Below are 13,858 nucleotides of genomic sequence, written 5' to 3'. Positions count from 1 at the left end.
TTAATCAGATGACGGAGGTTACATGGAAATGGGAGTTACTCAACCGAATACGATTGCAGTAGAAAACGTATTAATCGCACATCATTTTTTAAAAGACGTTGTTGTACATACACCCCTGCAATTAAACGAATATTTATCAGAAAAGTATGGTGCAAAAATTTACTTTAAGCGTGAAGATTTGCAGCATGTTCGCTCATTTAAATTACGTGGTGCCTATTATAAAATTAAAAAAATCGAAACTGAGGCTCGTGCTTCAGGTGTCGTCTGTGCAAGTGCTGGCAACCATGCACAAGGTGTTGCCTATGCGTGCGCAAAGTTGGAAATTAAAGCGACAATCTTTATGCCGAAAACAACACCGAAACAAAAGATTGATCAAGTACGGATGTTTGGCAGAAGCTTTGTTGAAATTGTGCTGGCAGGAGATACTTTTGATGACTCTGCGGAAAGCGCACTTGCCTATTGTGAACAGGAGAACCGCATTTTTATTCATCCATTCGATGATCCAGACGTAATGGCTGGCCAAGGTACAGTAGCGGTCGAAATTATGAATGACATCGAAGAACCGATCGATTATGTATTTGGCAGTATCGGTGGTGGCGGCTTAATGTCAGGTGTCTCTTCATACATTAAAAACTTATCTCCTTCGAGTAAAGTTATCGGTGTTGAGCCAGCCGGTGCAGCTAGCATGAAATCTGCTTTCCAAAACGGAGCAGTGGTTTCACTAGATACGATCGATAAATTCGTTGATGGGGCTGCTGTTAAATGTGTTGGACATGATACATATGAAGTGTGCCGTCACTATTTGGATGATATTATCGCCGTTCCGGAAGGCAAAGTATGTACGACTATTTTAGATCTTTATAATAAGCATGCAATTATTGCGGAGCCTGCTGGAGCATTGTCAGTTGCAGCACTCGACTTTTACGCAGAGCAAATTCGCGGAAAATCGGTTGTCATCATTATTTCTGGTGGAAATAACGATATCGGACGCATGCAGGAAATAAAAGAGCGCTCGCTAATTTATGAAGGACTGCTACACTACTTTATTGTAAGTTTCCCTCAGCGTTCAGGAGCATTACGCCAATTTTTAACGGAAGTGCTTGGGCCGAACGATGATATTACAACATTTGAGTATACGAAGAAGAACAATAAAGAAAGTGGTCCAGCATTGGTCGGCATTGAGCTTGCACACCGCGAAGACCATGCAGGATTAATTGAACGTATGCGTGCAAACGGTTTTGAGTATAAAGAAGTAAATAACGACAGTACGCTGTTTGCGTTACTTGTGTAAATAGTATTGTTAAAAAATTTAAAGACTCAATTTTCTCCAAGAGAAAATTGAGTCTTTTGCTTCTAAAAATTGATTTCTGTTACGGGGACGCTTTCCGGGAGCGTGAGGCCAACACGATGTTGGTCACAAAAGCGTTGCCACAGGACGTGGCGTTTTTAGCTTTTGTTCCTAGTCTCAGGCGTCACGCTTATCCCCCAGGAAGCTTGCTTGTGACTGTCGCTTACGCTTTCGTCACAGAGAAAATCTTGTAGCGAAAGGCGTAATCGTCAGCTACACTCGCCCCTTCACTCCAATCAATTAATCAAGTTTTAATTCAAGCTATTGTTTACTCATTAAAAGAAGCCCGATATCTGTCCGGAACTTTCATTTATCCTAATAATGCGCGGTCTGAATTCATTTTTTCGCCGCGAATTTGTTCAAATTCGTGCATTAAATCCGGAATCGTCAAGTCCTGTTTACGGTCTTCACCGACTTCCAGAATGATTTGCCCTTTATCCATCATAATGAGGCGATTCCCTAAATCGAGGGCCTGCTGCATATTATGCGTAACCATCAGTGTCGTCAGTCGGCTTTCCTCGACAAGCTCTTTTGTCAGCTTTGTAATAAGTTCAGCGCGTGATGGATCCAGTGCAGCTGTATGTTCATCAAGCAGTAAAATCGAAGGCTTTGTAAATGTCGCCATTAATAAACTTAATGCCTGACGTTCCCCGCCTGATAGTAATCCGACTTTAGCCGATAAACGGTTTTCCAAATTCAAATGGAGTTTTTCCAATGACGTTTTGAAAAACTCACGACGCTTTTTATCGACTCCGAATCGTAATGAACGCTTCGTGTTACGTGAATAGGCAATCGCCAAGTTTTCTTCAATTGTCATCGTTGGTGCTGTTCCTGCCATCGGATCTTGGAATACGCGACCGATATGGACAGCACGCTTATATTCTGGCAAGCGGGTTAAATCATTGCCGTTAATTTCGACAGAGCCGAAATCTGGTGTTAATGCTCCTGAAATCATATTCATCATTGTCGATTTTCCGGCACCGTTACTGCCGATAATTGTAACGAAATCACCTGGTGCCAAATGCAAGTTAATATTGTCCAGTGCAATTTTCTCATCGGGTGTTCCTTCATTAAATACTTTATTAATGCCATCTAATTTAAGCAAGGCTCTTCCCTCCCTGCTCCATATCTATTTTTGCCTGCTGTAATGCGAGACGTTCTTCCAAACGTTTTGCTTTTCTCTTTTTCTCTTTATATTTCCCTACGATTTGCGGGATTACTAGCGCTAAAATAACGATAACCGCCGTAATTAGTTTCATATCACCTGAGTCAAGCCATTTTACACGTAACGCCAATGCGTAAATCATTCGGTAAATTATTGCCCCGGCAATAACTGCAAATGTGACACGAACAATCGACTTTGTTCCGAAAATTGCTTCACCGATAATTACAGATGCTAAACCGACAACAATCATACCAATACCTAATCCGACATCGGCAAACTTTGTATACTGGGCAATTAATGCACCCGATAATGCCACCATACCGTTTGAAATTCCCAGTCCTAAAATGACTAGTGAATCGGTATTTGCCGAAAAGCTGCGGATCATTCGTTTATTGTCACCTGTTGCACGGATTGCAAGACCGATTTCTGTTTTTAAGAACCAGTCTACTACTAGTTTAATAATCGTCGTAACAACAACCATTAAAATTAAAATTCCCCAAGTTGCTGGAACAGAAGCTAACCCCATTGATTTCAATAGGTTCGTAATTGCTGAGTCAATGCCTAAATTCGACCAGAAAGAACCGAACGTCGAAAAAACTGTTTCTGAATTTAATAGTGGAATATTTGGTCGTGTTACACCGGTATCTGAGCTTAATCCCATAATTCGAAGATTAATCGAATAGAGGGCGATCATCATTAAAATCCCTGCAAGCAGAGGATTGATTTTCCCTTTAGTGTGTAAAATCCCAGTCATACATCCAGCAATAAATCCAGCAACTGTTGCGACCAATGTGGCAAGGATCGGGTTATAGCCAAGCACGATCATCATTGCTGCTGTACCTGCCCCCGTTACAAAGCTTCCATCAACCGTTAAATCCGGAAAATCCAGCACACGGAATGTTAAATAAACCCCAAGTGCCATAATTGCATAGATGATCCCTTGCTCCACTGACCCAAACATAGCTGTAAACATCTCGAATCATCTCCTGACTTTTTTAAAAGTTTTAAGCAAGTCAGCCTAAACATTTTATACCTGTTTAGGCTGACTTGCTTTTGGTATAAAAATGAACTATTGCACTTCTGCTTCCCATTCAGGCTTAATTTCCAAGCCTAAGTTTTCTGCAGCAGCTTTATTGATTACTAGTTTTAAGTTAGCCGGGTACGCTGCTGGAACTTCTGAAGGTGTTTTGCCTTCTAATAAAATTTGTGCTGCCATTTGTCCCGCTTCATAGCCGATATCGTAGTATTCGAAACCGTATGCTGCTAAACCGCCGCGCTCTACTGAATCAAGCTCACCAACAATAAGCGGTAATTTGTTTGCATCTGCTACCTCGATTACGGATTCAAGTGCCGATACGACCGTATTATCTGTAATAATATAAAATGCATCTACTTTTCCTACTAGTGACTCTGCTGCCTGGCGTACTTCAGATGAAGCAGATACCGCTGCTTCCACAATCGTTACGCCTTCTTTTGCTGCAATTTCTTTTACTGCCGCAATTTGTGCAACTGAGTTTTGCTCACCAGCGTTATATACCATCCCTACATTTTTTGCCCCTAATTCCTTTAGGAAGGCTACTGTTTTCGGCATTGTTTCCGGATGTAAATCAATCGTACCTGTTACGTTAGCACCAGGTGTTGCCATTGACTCGATCAATTCCGCACCTACTGCATCCGTTACCGATGTAAAGATAACCGGAATATCAGAAGTCGCGCTTTTTGCCGCCTGTGCTGAAGGTGTTGAGTTAGCAAAAATCAGATCTACATTATCCCCGACTAACTGCTGGGCGATTGTCATGTTCGCACTGTTATCGTTGTTTGCAGATTTGTCTACGTATTCTGCTTTAATACCTGCATCTTCAATTGCTTTTTTAAATCCTTCTTTTGCTGCATCTAATGATGGATGCTCAACAATTTGTGTTGTTCCGATTTTAAAAGTCTTATCGCTATCAGCTTTAGCTGTATCTACAGCCTCGCCATTTGACGTCTCGTTCGAAGATGTCTCGCTCTCTTCCCCGCCACAAGCAGCTAATAATAAAAGAAGCCCGAATAGTAAAAAGGACAGCTTCATTAAATTTTTTCTCATCTTATTTCCCCCTAGTTAACTTTATCGATTTAAAGCGCCGAACTTCATTTGGATGAAGTATTGAAATAATATTACCGCGTCATATTTATATAGTCAATAACATTTAGAATGTTCTGAATTTATTCTAGGTAATGAGCCTTATTTTGGAATTTAGTTAATACACTTTAAACCGCTAAGCAACGCGGTTTGTTGAACTTTTTACACTTAGTAATTTTTTTGAGGTTTTATTGAAAAAAAAGTCCTATAAATCTTTACATTTATTTTTAATATTGCTATGATTGCAGTTGCTTTGCGTGGTTCGTAACCATCCCACGTTAAAAAACTAGGAGGAATTTTATATGAAGGTAAAGTTTATTGCAGCGAGTGCCATTATTGCAGCATTATATATTGCTGTCACAATGCTTGTTGCGCCAATTAGCTTTGGGCAAGTACAGTTCCGTATTGCCGAAATCTTTAACCATTTAGTCGCATTTAATCCGCGCTATATGTTAGGTGTTGTTTTAGGTGTATTTATTTCCAATTTCCTGATGTCTTCGATCGGTCCAATCGATTTAGTATTTGGTGTCGGACATACGATTATTACACTGGGAATTTTCATATTCATTTGTAAGTTTGTGAAAAATATTTGGGCTCGTCTGATCATTAATACAACGCTATTTACGTTTACAATGTTTATCATTGCAGCACAGTTGAATATCGTGCTTGGCTTCCCATTCTGGGAAACTTGGCTGTTTGTAGCATTTGGCGAATTTGTTGTATTGGCGGTTGGAGCACCGATTATGTACACTTTAAATAAACGATTGGATTTCAAAAAATTAATCTAATATCGATTTTTTCACCAGCTGACTTTTTTATGTCAGCTGGTTTTTTATTTAGTGAAAACATTTTAGAATTGTTTGACATTTCATTTTACAGTGTTAGAATAAAGCATAATTCAAATGTTATTTACGGTAGCAGGTTGCGGGAGCGTGACCACCGTTTTCGTTTAGTTGAGCTTAGTTGAGTAAATTGTTGAATAAGAAGAGTAGCATTTATCGTTTTGTCCAGAGAGCGTATGGCTGGTGAAAATACGCCAAAAGGTAAATGTGAATGGGCCTTATGAAAGCTGCTGGCGCTAGTCGGCGGACGGTATCCTGCCGTTATCAGGTTTAAGTGGAAGCAAGGTTTTTTTGGTTTGCTTCAAACGAGGTGGCAACGCGGTGCAGATCGTCCTCAGCAAAAGTTAATTCTTTTGCTGAGGACGTTTTTTTTTATTCAGCAAAGCTTTAAATTAATTACAAGATTGCTAAATAATCTGAATCGTAAAGGCGTAGTTTATTTCAAAAAAGGAGTGTTTCAAATGGTAGTTCAGCAACATTTTCGCACATCAATGAAAAAAGTAAATGGGGATTTACTGACACCGATTTCTATTTTCCAGCGACTGCAAGGTGAACGGAAGTTTTTATTGGAAAGTTCCTCTAAATATGATGGCAATGGACGCTATTCGTTCATCGGTGTTAACCCGCGGAAAACGTATATCGGGACAGATGATCAGCTTTTAGATCATGCCCATCATTCCAATAAAGCCTACACATATGAAGGCGAGCTGATCCAACTATTAAAGCAAGTGATGCCGCGTATTTCATCACATACAGAATATCCGTTTACAGGTGGCGGAATTGGATATATTCACGCATTGCAAAAGCCATTACCTGAACTGCAGTTTCATGTTTACGATACACTCGTTATTTTTGATCATTTAACAGATGAAATCGCTGTTTTCCATACAAATATTGAAGCAGAACAAGTAGAACCAAACATTGATCAATTGATTGAACAGCTGTTTACAACACCAACACCTGAACAGTTTTCCTATACATTACAACATGTCGAAAAAGAGGAAAATGGACGTTATCGCGCACAATTTACTGGAGAGGCCCTTTCCCTTTATCGAAAAATGCGCGTCGAACACACTGCACCATATATGTACTATGTTGAATTTGATGATTGCACAGTAATCGGCACATCAAAATCAAACTACATGCAAGTAAGGAACGGGAATATTTCCGTTACGAATGACGCACCGTCAATCGAACTCTATAGTACAGAAAATTCGGTGCAGCATCTTGCAAATGTTACAACAAGTACATTAAGCCCTCCCCTTCATGCCATCGATGTCGTGAAAGGGCTATTACCTGCACAAGGCTTGATCGGCTATATCGGCTTTAATGGTCAGGTCGATTTCACGACACCTGAACAAACGATAATAATTCAAGGAAATGTCGCACAGCTTCACTCGGAAGCAGAGGAAGAAGCGCCATTCCACTCTTTACTGAAAGGATGATGAACATGTCTTTACTTCCATACATTGAACAGATTGAGCGAAAAGAGCACTTAGTTTTTGAGGAAATGCAGCAGGCGGCACAGCTTATTTTTAATGAGCAAACACCGAAAGAACAGATCGCCTCATTTTTAACGGCGATGAGCGCAAAAGGAGAAACAGCACATGAAGTTGCTGGTTTAGCTTCTGTTATGAAATCACATGCAGTTGCTGTCGACGTACCCGAAGGCATTTATATTGATAACTGCGGTACAGGCGGCGATGGACTTCAAAGCTTCAATATTAGTACGACTTCCGCGTTTGTATTGGCAGGTGGAGGTATTTCAGTAGCAAAGCACGGCAACCGAAAAGTATCGAGTGCTTCAGGAAGTTCGGATGTGTTGGAGGCACTTGGCATTACGCTTCTGCCAAATATCGAACAAACATCCGAATTGCTCAAACAGCACGGTATCGCCTTCTTACATGCTCCAAACATGCATCCGAAATTAAAACGGATCGGTGAAGTACGACAGGCAATTGGCAAGCCGACGATTTTTAATTTAGTCGGTCCCCTAACAAACCCTGTGCCGCTAAAAACACAGTTTGTCGGCATTAACCGACCGAACTTCACGACGGATTATGCGGAAGTGCTCCATATGTTAGGACGTGAGCGTGCAATCGTCGTATCTGGTGCACAAGGAATGGATGAAGCATCACTGGATGGTGAAAACACTTTTGTACTGTTAGACCGCGGAGACATGATTCCATTTAAACTACGTGCTGAAGATGTCGGTTTAGCCGCTCAGCCACTTTCTGCAATTCGTGGTGGTACTCCTGCAGAAAATGCGGATATTATGCGTGACTTACTAAAAGGAAAACAAAGCGTGTATTTTGATACGGTTCTTTTAAATGCCGGCATTGGCTTCTTCGCATATGGACTTGCCGAGACGATGAAGGAAGGTATCGATATGGCAAAGGACAGTATTTTATCCGGACGCGCTTATGAAAAGTTAGAAAATATCGTTGCTTATAGCCAAAAACAAATGCAGGAGGAACCAGTAAAATGACGATTTTAGACCGTATTATTGACCAAAAAAAGACTGAGCTGCCACAATTGCTTTCGACAAAGCCTGTGTTTTTAAAAATTGATAAGGTCCGTCCTTCTTTATATGAAACATTGATATCAGCCAATTCATTGCAAGTAATTTCGGAAATGAAGCGTGCCTCCCCTTCTAAAGGCGATATTGCGACAGAAGTCGACCCTGTTGAGCAAGCTTTACAATATGAAGAAGCAGGTGCTGCTTGTATTTCCGTACTGACAGAACGCGCATTTTTCAAAGGAAGCTATGCAGATTTAAATGCAGTTGCAAATGCTGTAAACATCCCGGTTTTATGTAAAGACTTCATCATTCATGAAGTGCAGATCGACTATGCGAAGGCTGCCGGCGCATCGGTTGTCCTGTTGATAGTCGCAGCATTAACAGATGACCAGCTGAAATCCCTTTACGCCTATGCGACACAACAACTGCTAGAAGTGCTCGTTGAAGTACATGATGCCGATGAATTAAAGCGTGCCCTTGCCATTGGAGCAAACATTATCGGAGTGAATAACCGAAATTTGAAAACATTCGATGTTTCACTATCAGCGACACTTGAAATTGCGCAGCTTCTTCCCCCATTACCGATAGCATTTATTAGTGAAAGCGGAATTTTAGGTCCGGAAGATGCACAGTTTGTGGCGAATGCTGGCGCAAAAGGAATATTAGTCGGCGAAGCATTAATGCGCAGCGAAGACGTCAAAAATTCACTTAAAGCACTACAAATCGACATAACAGCAAAGGTTGGCGAAAATCGATGACAAAAGTAAAAATTTGCGGTTTAAAAGAAATCGAACATGTAGAAACAGCGGTCAAAGCAGGTGCTGATTTTATCGGATTTATGTTTGCGCCCAGTAAACGACGCATTACGGTAGAGGAAGCAGTGGTACTGGCAAAGGCAATTCCGAGTACGGTCAAAAAAGTCGGGGTTTTTGTCAATGAAGAGCCAGCCACTATTCGGCAAATTGCAAATGAAGTCGGACTCGATTATATCCAGTACCACGGGGATGAAACGCCCGAGCATATTCAGGAAATCGGACTGCCGGCAATTAAAGCGTTCTCGATTCGTAGTGAAGAGGATGTGACACGTGCGGCGACATATGATGTGGACTACTATTTGTTCGATGCGCCTGGAACTGACTTCCGTGGAGGGAGCGGAAAGTCCTTTGACTGGATGCTGCTCGATAAGGTAAAAATTCCGCTTGAAAAAGTCATTTTGGCAGGTGGTTTAAATGAAGAAAATGTTGGACTTGCGATTATGCTTGTCGAGCCATTTGCGGTAGATGTTTCAAGTGGTGTAGAAGTAGATGGTCGAAAAAGTTCAGCAGCGATTACGAATTTTATTGAAACAGCAAAAGGAGAGTTGATTTTATGACGACAGTAAAAGGACGTTTCGGGCGATTCGGCGGTCAATTTGTGCCCGAGACATTGATGACTTCACTTGAGGAATTGGAGCTTGCATATGAGGAAGCAAAAAAAGATCCCTCTTTTCAGGAAGAACTTGATTATTATTTAAAGCAATATGTCGGACGTGAAACTCCCCTCTATTTTGCGGAGCGTTTAACGGAAAAAGTCGGCGGTGCGAAAATCTATTTAAAGCGTGAAGATTTAAATCATACTGGCGCACATAAAATAAATAATGCGATTGGTCAGGCACTTTTAGCAAAGCGTATGGGGAAGAAAAAAATTGTTGCTGAAACAGGTGCAGGTCAGCACGGTGTCGCAACAGCAACTGCGTGTGCATTGCTTGATATGGAATGCATTGTTTACATGGGGGCAGAAGATGTGCGCCGGCAGCAATTGAACGTTTTCCGTATGGAGCTGCTCGGGACAAAAGTTGTTGCCGTAGAAAAAGGCTCCGCTACATTGAAAGATGCGGTTAATGAAGCGTTGCGTCACTGGGTTACTCATATAGAGGATACGCATTACATTTTAGGGTCAGCACTTGGGCCACACCCCTTCCCTACAATTGTCCGTGATTTCCAACGTGTCATCGGGGATGAAACACGTGCCCAAATTTTACAGCAGGAAGGACGTCTTCCGGATACAGTTATTGCTTGTATCGGTGGCGGCAGTAATGCAATCGGAATGTTCTATCCGTTTGTGGAAGATCAGGATGTCGCATTATATGGTGTAGAAGCTGCAGGTTCAGGTGTCAATACAGACAAACATGCCGCAGCAATTCATGTCGGGAAAACAGGTGTCCTTCACGGTGCGTTCATGTATTTATTACAGGATGATAACGGTTTTGTTCAAGAAGCGCATTCCATTTCAGCGGGACTTGATTATCCTGGAGTTGGACCAGAACACTGCCATTTACATGAAACAGGTCGTGCAGCCTACCCTTCTGTTACAGATGAACAGGCTCTTGAAGGTGTGAAGCTGTTATGTGAAACAGAAGGAATTTTGCCTGCATTGGAAAGCGCGCATGCCGTTTACTATGCAAGTCAATTTGCCAAGAACCGACCTGTGGATGAAATTGTTGTCGTTTGCTTATCAGGACGTGGGGACAAAGATGTTCACACATTAATGGATAAACTTGGAGGTGGCGTGAAATGACATTGCAAAAACAGCTTGAAAACGTATTAGCTGCAGGGGATAAAGCATTTGTTCCTTATATTATGGCAGGCGATGGCGGGATTGAAACGTTAAAACCTACTATATTAAAGCTTCAGCAAATCGGGGTTTCCGCAATTGAAGTCGGCATTCCATTTACAGATCCTGTAGCGGATGGACCAACAATCGAACAAGCCGGCGAACGTGCACTTGCTCACGGTGTAACATTGAAAAAAGTACTGGATGAACTGCAAAGCTTTGCACAGGAAATCCATATTCCGCTCGTTGTCATGACATACTTAAACCCGATTTTAGCTTATGGAATTGAAGCATTTGCAGAGGATGCAAAACTTGGTGGTGTTCAAGGACTGATTGTACCGGATATGCCTTTTGAAGAAAGTGTTTTATTGCATGATGCTTTAAAGGAAAACGGCATTGCACTAGTTCAGCTTGTATCATTAATGAGCCCACCGGAACGCATCAAAAAGTTAGCCGCAGCAAGTGAAGGCTTTGTCTATGCCGTTACGGTAAATGGTATTACCGGTGAACGTGCAAGCTTTGCCACGGAACTTGCCGGGCATTTTGCAAACTTGAAAGCAGCGAGCAATATTCCCGTGTTAGCAGGCTTCGGAATTTCAACAACTGAACATGTTAAAAGCTTCGGCGACATTGCGGATGGAGTAATTGTCGGCAGTAAAATTGTTACGGCACTCATTGAACAGGACTGGGCAACAATCGACGTGCTTGTACAGGCAACGAAGAAATCTGCCGTGATTTAATCGCTTATTAAGAGGATGCAACAACTTGATGAATTGGAGGACCCCTTCTCTTCTCTTTTCATATCTTTGCACCCTACTTCTTCTATATATATTATGTTTCCTTTATATGGTATCCTTTGATTACATCATATTAAATGGAGGTTAAAGATGAGTGTAAAGGATTTTTTTGCCGGTTTGTTTTTTATTGGGCTAGCGGGTTATTTTACTTACGCATTAGTCGATAATATGCCGAACCTTTTTATTGAAAGTACAACCGTTTGGCAATATTTCGTTGCTTTCTTTCGAGTTGCGCTGATCATTTTCCTCTTTAATCTTGGCCTGACGATGATTAAACGCTTTTTTAAAGGCAATACAGTTAAAAACGGGAACGCTAGTTAATATGCGTTCCCGTTTTTGTTATTCATTTACTCTTCTTCATTTACTTTGTTCAAAATATGCGCAAAGGATATATAGAAAACAGTTAAAATCAGCACAAGAAAAACAAAGTAGCTGATGGCATTCATCCATGTGAGGCGCATTTTTATTTTTCTAAACATTGCTGTCCCTCAATTTGTAGCCAAGTCCGCGAATGCTTTGAATATAGGACGGCTCATCTTCCATATCGATTTTCTTGCGTACTAGGCGAATGAGCGCAGCCAGCGTATTCGTATTGGCATTATCATCAATATCCCAAATATAGTCGATCATCTGTTCATGTGTCAGTACTTGTCCCCTGTTTTCAATTAAGTATTCGAGCAGCAGAAATTCATTTTTCGTCAGGCTTACTTCGAAATTCTCAATAAATACGGTCCGCTTGTTTTTATTAAGCTTCAGTGCCCCTACACTGATTTCCTCTTCCACCATTTTGTTTTTCCGACGCAACAGTGCCCGGACTCTTGCGCGAAGCTCCTCCATTTTAAATGGCTTCACCATATAGTCATCCGCGCCATTATCCAATCCTTCGATAATGTTTTCCGTTGCATCTTTTGCCGTCAGCATTAAAATTCCGCCATCAAACCCTTTGCTCCGTGCATACCGGCAAACTTCAATTCCTAAAGCTTGCGGCATCATCCAGTCGAGCACGAGCAGATCATATTGATAGTAATCGATTAAATCCTTCGCTTCTGCTCCATCAAATACGGAATCAACCACATAAAAATCGAGCTTCAATATTTTCGCGATGTTTTCACACAATGTATGATCATCGTCCGCTACTAAAATCCGCAATTTCCGCACCGTCTTTAATTGAAATCAACTTGCCATTATTTTTGCACATCTTCCCTTTTTATTCTAGTAAAAAAATAAAAAAGGAACGCCCGGTTATTCAGAGCGTTCCGATCATTTCAAATTATAGTTGGAGCTGTGGATAAATTTCATTCACATTTTCACGTAGCTTTGCCTCTAAGAATTTACCGACAGCAAGAGTTTCACTCGCTTCTATAAGTTAAATCGCGTTTTGTGCTAGTCGTAATTTTAGTTTTTCCAGCATATCGACTGTCATTTTTTCCAGATCGTAGCTTGCTTTAAAGCCCCATTCCTCAATTGCTGCTGATGAGTCGATTGCATTTGGCCAGCTGTCGGCAATTGCCTGACGGATCGGGTCTACTTCATAATCCATTGTAAAGCTTGGAATATGCTTTTTAATTTCTGCTGCGATTTGAGACGGCTCAAAGCTCATCGCTGAAATATTAAATGCATTGCGGTGCTCAAGCTTTGCCGGGTCTGCTTCCATTAAATCAACAATGGCCTGCAGTGCATCTGGCATATACATCATATCCATATACGTACCTTCTGCAATATACGATGTGTAGCGTCCTTCCGCAATAGCTTTATAATAAATATCTACCGCATAGTCCGTCGTTCCTCCACCAGGTGGCGTCACATAAGAAATCAACCCCGGGAAACGGACACCGCGTGTATCCAGTCCAAAGCGTGTGTAGTAGTAATCGCATAATAACTCACCTGCTACTTTATTGACACCGTACATCGTTGTTGGACGTTGCAGTGTATCTTGTGGTGTATTGTCCTTTGGCGTAGAAGGACCGAATGCGCCTATTGAACTTGGCGTGAAAAACTGCATATCCAGTTCACGTGCCACTTCAAGTGCATTCATTAAACCGCCCATATTTAAATTCCAGGCGAATACCGGATTTTTTTCTGCTGTTGCCGAGAGTAATGCAGCCATGTGTATCATCGTGTCTGCACCAAAATCATGGGCAAGTGTGTGCATGCGTTTTCCATCTGTTACATCCAATACTTCAAATGGACCTTCATGCTGATCAATTTTTCGAATATCTGTTGCCAATACATTATCTGTGCCATACGTATGGCGTAATTTCTCTACTAATTCCGAACCAATTTGACCTAAAGCACCGGTCACCATAATTTTCTTCAATCTGAAGCCTCCCTATCCTTTAAAAGACATATTTTCAGCCTCTAGTCGCTGAATACACCGTCTATTATTTCTCATCTATTAAAACAAATGTCCTTGTGGAAAATACATAGAATCATCCACAAAACTTGACGTTCAAACATTTTCATGAAATTCA

15 protein-coding genes, 1 riboswitch and 1 other annotated feature are annotated in these 13,858 nt (G+C 41.4%); of the genes, 9 read left to right on the top strand and 6 right to left on the bottom strand.

All coding sequences use genetic code 11. From position 1 onward, the window contains the following. The first annotated feature begins 22 nt into the window (after positions 1-22). A complete protein-coding gene (ilvA, locus tag AC0VXV_RS02845) occupies positions 23-1,291 on the top strand; it encodes a threonine ammonia-lyase IlvA (protein WP_475530256.1) in 1,269 nt (422 codons plus the stop codon). Between the two features lie 367 nt (positions 1,292-1,658). Here ilvA and AC0VXV_RS02840 read toward each other — a convergent pair whose 3' ends face one another. The 3 genes from AC0VXV_RS02840 to AC0VXV_RS02830 form a co-directional block, all read right to left on the bottom strand. Beyond that, entirely contained in the window at positions 1,659-2,453 is a 795-nt protein-coding gene (locus AC0VXV_RS02840) for an ABC transporter ATP-binding protein (RefSeq protein ID WP_079524586.1), read from the bottom strand. Beyond that, a complete protein-coding gene (locus tag AC0VXV_RS02835; protein ID WP_475530255.1) occupies positions 2,446-3,486 on the bottom strand; it encodes an ABC transporter permease in 1,041 nt (346 codons plus the stop codon). The genes AC0VXV_RS02840 and AC0VXV_RS02835 overlap by 8 nt, the downstream gene beginning before the upstream one ends. A 96-nt stretch (positions 3,487-3,582) precedes the next feature. Further along, positions 3,583-4,599 (bottom strand): ABC transporter substrate-binding protein, encoded by a 1,017-nt coding sequence (locus AC0VXV_RS02830; RefSeq protein WP_475530254.1) that lies wholly within the window; start codon positions 4,597-4,599, stop codon positions 3,583-3,585. A 287-nt stretch (positions 4,600-4,886) separates the two neighbouring features. After that, a riboswitch (PreQ1 riboswitch) is annotated at positions 4,887-4,931 on the top strand. A gap of 6 nt (positions 4,932-4,937) precedes the next feature. Between AC0VXV_RS02830 and AC0VXV_RS02825 the strand changes: the two genes are divergently transcribed. From AC0VXV_RS02825 to AC0VXV_RS02790, 8 genes are all read left to right on the top strand, one after another. Continuing rightward, positions 4,938-5,423: a QueT transporter family protein gene (locus AC0VXV_RS02825; protein WP_339175063.1), complete on the top strand. Its 486-nt coding sequence runs from the start codon at positions 4,938-4,940 to the stop codon at positions 5,421-5,423. Between the two features lie 178 nt (positions 5,424-5,601). Continuing rightward, positions 5,602-5,816, top strand: a binding site (T-box leader). A gap of 122 nt (positions 5,817-5,938) precedes the next feature. Further along, on the top strand, positions 5,939-6,922 hold the full coding sequence (locus AC0VXV_RS02820) for a metal ABC transporter ATP-binding protein (protein WP_475530253.1): 984 nt from the start codon (positions 5,939-5,941) through the stop codon (positions 6,920-6,922). 5 nt (positions 6,923-6,927) lie between these two features. Next, on the top strand, positions 6,928-7,965 hold the full coding sequence (trpD, locus tag AC0VXV_RS02815; RefSeq protein ID WP_475530252.1) for an anthranilate phosphoribosyltransferase: 1,038 nt from the start codon (positions 6,928-6,930) through the stop codon (positions 7,963-7,965). Continuing rightward, on the top strand, positions 7,962-8,756 hold the full coding sequence (gene trpC, locus AC0VXV_RS02810; protein ID WP_475530251.1) for an indole-3-glycerol phosphate synthase TrpC: 795 nt from the start codon (positions 7,962-7,964) through the stop codon (positions 8,754-8,756). The genes trpD and trpC overlap by 4 nt, the downstream gene beginning before the upstream one ends. Further along, a complete protein-coding gene (locus tag AC0VXV_RS02805; protein WP_475530250.1) occupies positions 8,753-9,370 on the top strand; it encodes a phosphoribosylanthranilate isomerase in 618 nt (205 codons plus the stop codon). The genes trpC and AC0VXV_RS02805 overlap by 4 nt, the downstream gene beginning before the upstream one ends. Next, positions 9,367-10,554 carry a tryptophan synthase subunit beta gene (gene trpB / locus AC0VXV_RS02800; RefSeq protein WP_475530249.1) on the top strand — a complete coding sequence of 396 codons (1,188 nt, stop codon included), beginning with the start codon at positions 9,367-9,369 and terminating at the stop codon, positions 10,552-10,554. The genes AC0VXV_RS02805 and trpB overlap by 4 nt, the downstream gene beginning before the upstream one ends. Continuing rightward, positions 10,551-11,330, top strand: a complete 780-nt coding sequence (gene trpA, locus AC0VXV_RS02795) for a tryptophan synthase subunit alpha (protein WP_475530248.1) — start codon at positions 10,551-10,553, stop codon at positions 11,328-11,330. The genes trpB and trpA overlap by 4 nt, the downstream gene beginning before the upstream one ends. 147 nt (positions 11,331-11,477) lie before the next feature. After that, complete coding sequence (locus AC0VXV_RS02790; protein ID WP_475530247.1) at positions 11,478-11,708, top strand: sulfate permease; 231 nt, start codon at positions 11,478-11,480, stop codon at positions 11,706-11,708. Positions 11,709-11,734: 26 nt separating this feature from the next. Here AC0VXV_RS02790 and AC0VXV_RS02785 read toward each other — a convergent pair whose 3' ends face one another. The 3 genes from AC0VXV_RS02785 to AC0VXV_RS02775 all read right to left on the bottom strand — a co-directional run bounded on the left by AC0VXV_RS02785 (position 11,735) and on the right by AC0VXV_RS02775 (position 13,704). Further along, the gene (locus tag AC0VXV_RS02785; RefSeq protein WP_475530246.1) at positions 11,735-11,866 is read right to left on the bottom strand and encodes a hypothetical protein; all 132 of its coding nucleotides are present in this window, start codon (positions 11,864-11,866) and stop codon (positions 11,735-11,737) included. Further along, positions 11,859-12,545, bottom strand: a complete 687-nt coding sequence (locus AC0VXV_RS02780) for a response regulator transcription factor (RefSeq protein ID WP_475530245.1) — start codon at positions 12,543-12,545, stop codon at positions 11,859-11,861. The genes AC0VXV_RS02785 and AC0VXV_RS02780 overlap by 8 nt, the downstream gene beginning before the upstream one ends. A 208-nt stretch (positions 12,546-12,753) precedes the next feature. Beyond that, positions 12,754-13,704, bottom strand: a complete 951-nt coding sequence (locus tag AC0VXV_RS02775; RefSeq protein WP_475530244.1) for an L-threonine 3-dehydrogenase — start codon at positions 13,702-13,704, stop codon at positions 12,754-12,756. Between the last annotated feature and the right edge of the window lie 154 nt (positions 13,705-13,858).

It is taken from the genome of Solibacillus sp. iso_87, assembly GCF_056173085.1.
This window is presented reverse-complemented; position numbering and strand designations above follow the sequence as displayed.

Coding starts and splice junctions, on each gene's coding strand:
- ilvA (WP_475530256.1), top strand. CDS start 23: ATGGAAATGGGAGTTACTCAACCGAATACGATTGCAGTAGAAAACGTA.
- AC0VXV_RS02835 (WP_475530255.1), bottom strand. CDS start 3,486: ATGTTTACAGCTATGTTTGGGTCAGTGGAGCAAGGGATCATCTATGCA.
- AC0VXV_RS02830 (WP_475530254.1), bottom strand. CDS start 4,599: ATGAGAAAAAATTTAATGAAGCTGTCCTTTTTACTATTCGGGCTTCTT.
- AC0VXV_RS02825 (WP_339175063.1), top strand. CDS start 4,938: ATGAAGGTAAAGTTTATTGCAGCGAGTGCCATTATTGCAGCATTATAT.
- AC0VXV_RS02820 (WP_475530253.1), top strand. CDS start 5,939: ATGGTAGTTCAGCAACATTTTCGCACATCAATGAAAAAAGTAAATGGG.
- trpD (WP_475530252.1), top strand. CDS start 6,928: ATGTCTTTACTTCCATACATTGAACAGATTGAGCGAAAAGAGCACTTA.
- trpC (WP_475530251.1), top strand. CDS start 7,962: ATGACGATTTTAGACCGTATTATTGACCAAAAAAAGACTGAGCTGCCA.
- AC0VXV_RS02805 (WP_475530250.1), top strand. CDS start 8,753: ATGACAAAAGTAAAAATTTGCGGTTTAAAAGAAATCGAACATGTAGAA.
- trpB (WP_475530249.1), top strand. CDS start 9,367: ATGACGACAGTAAAAGGACGTTTCGGGCGATTCGGCGGTCAATTTGTG.
- trpA (WP_475530248.1), top strand. CDS start 10,551: ATGACATTGCAAAAACAGCTTGAAAACGTATTAGCTGCAGGGGATAAA.
- AC0VXV_RS02790 (WP_475530247.1), top strand. CDS start 11,478: ATGAGTGTAAAGGATTTTTTTGCCGGTTTGTTTTTTATTGGGCTAGCG.
- AC0VXV_RS02785 (WP_475530246.1), bottom strand. CDS start 11,866: ATGTTTAGAAAAATAAAAATGCGCCTCACATGGATGAATGCCATCAGC.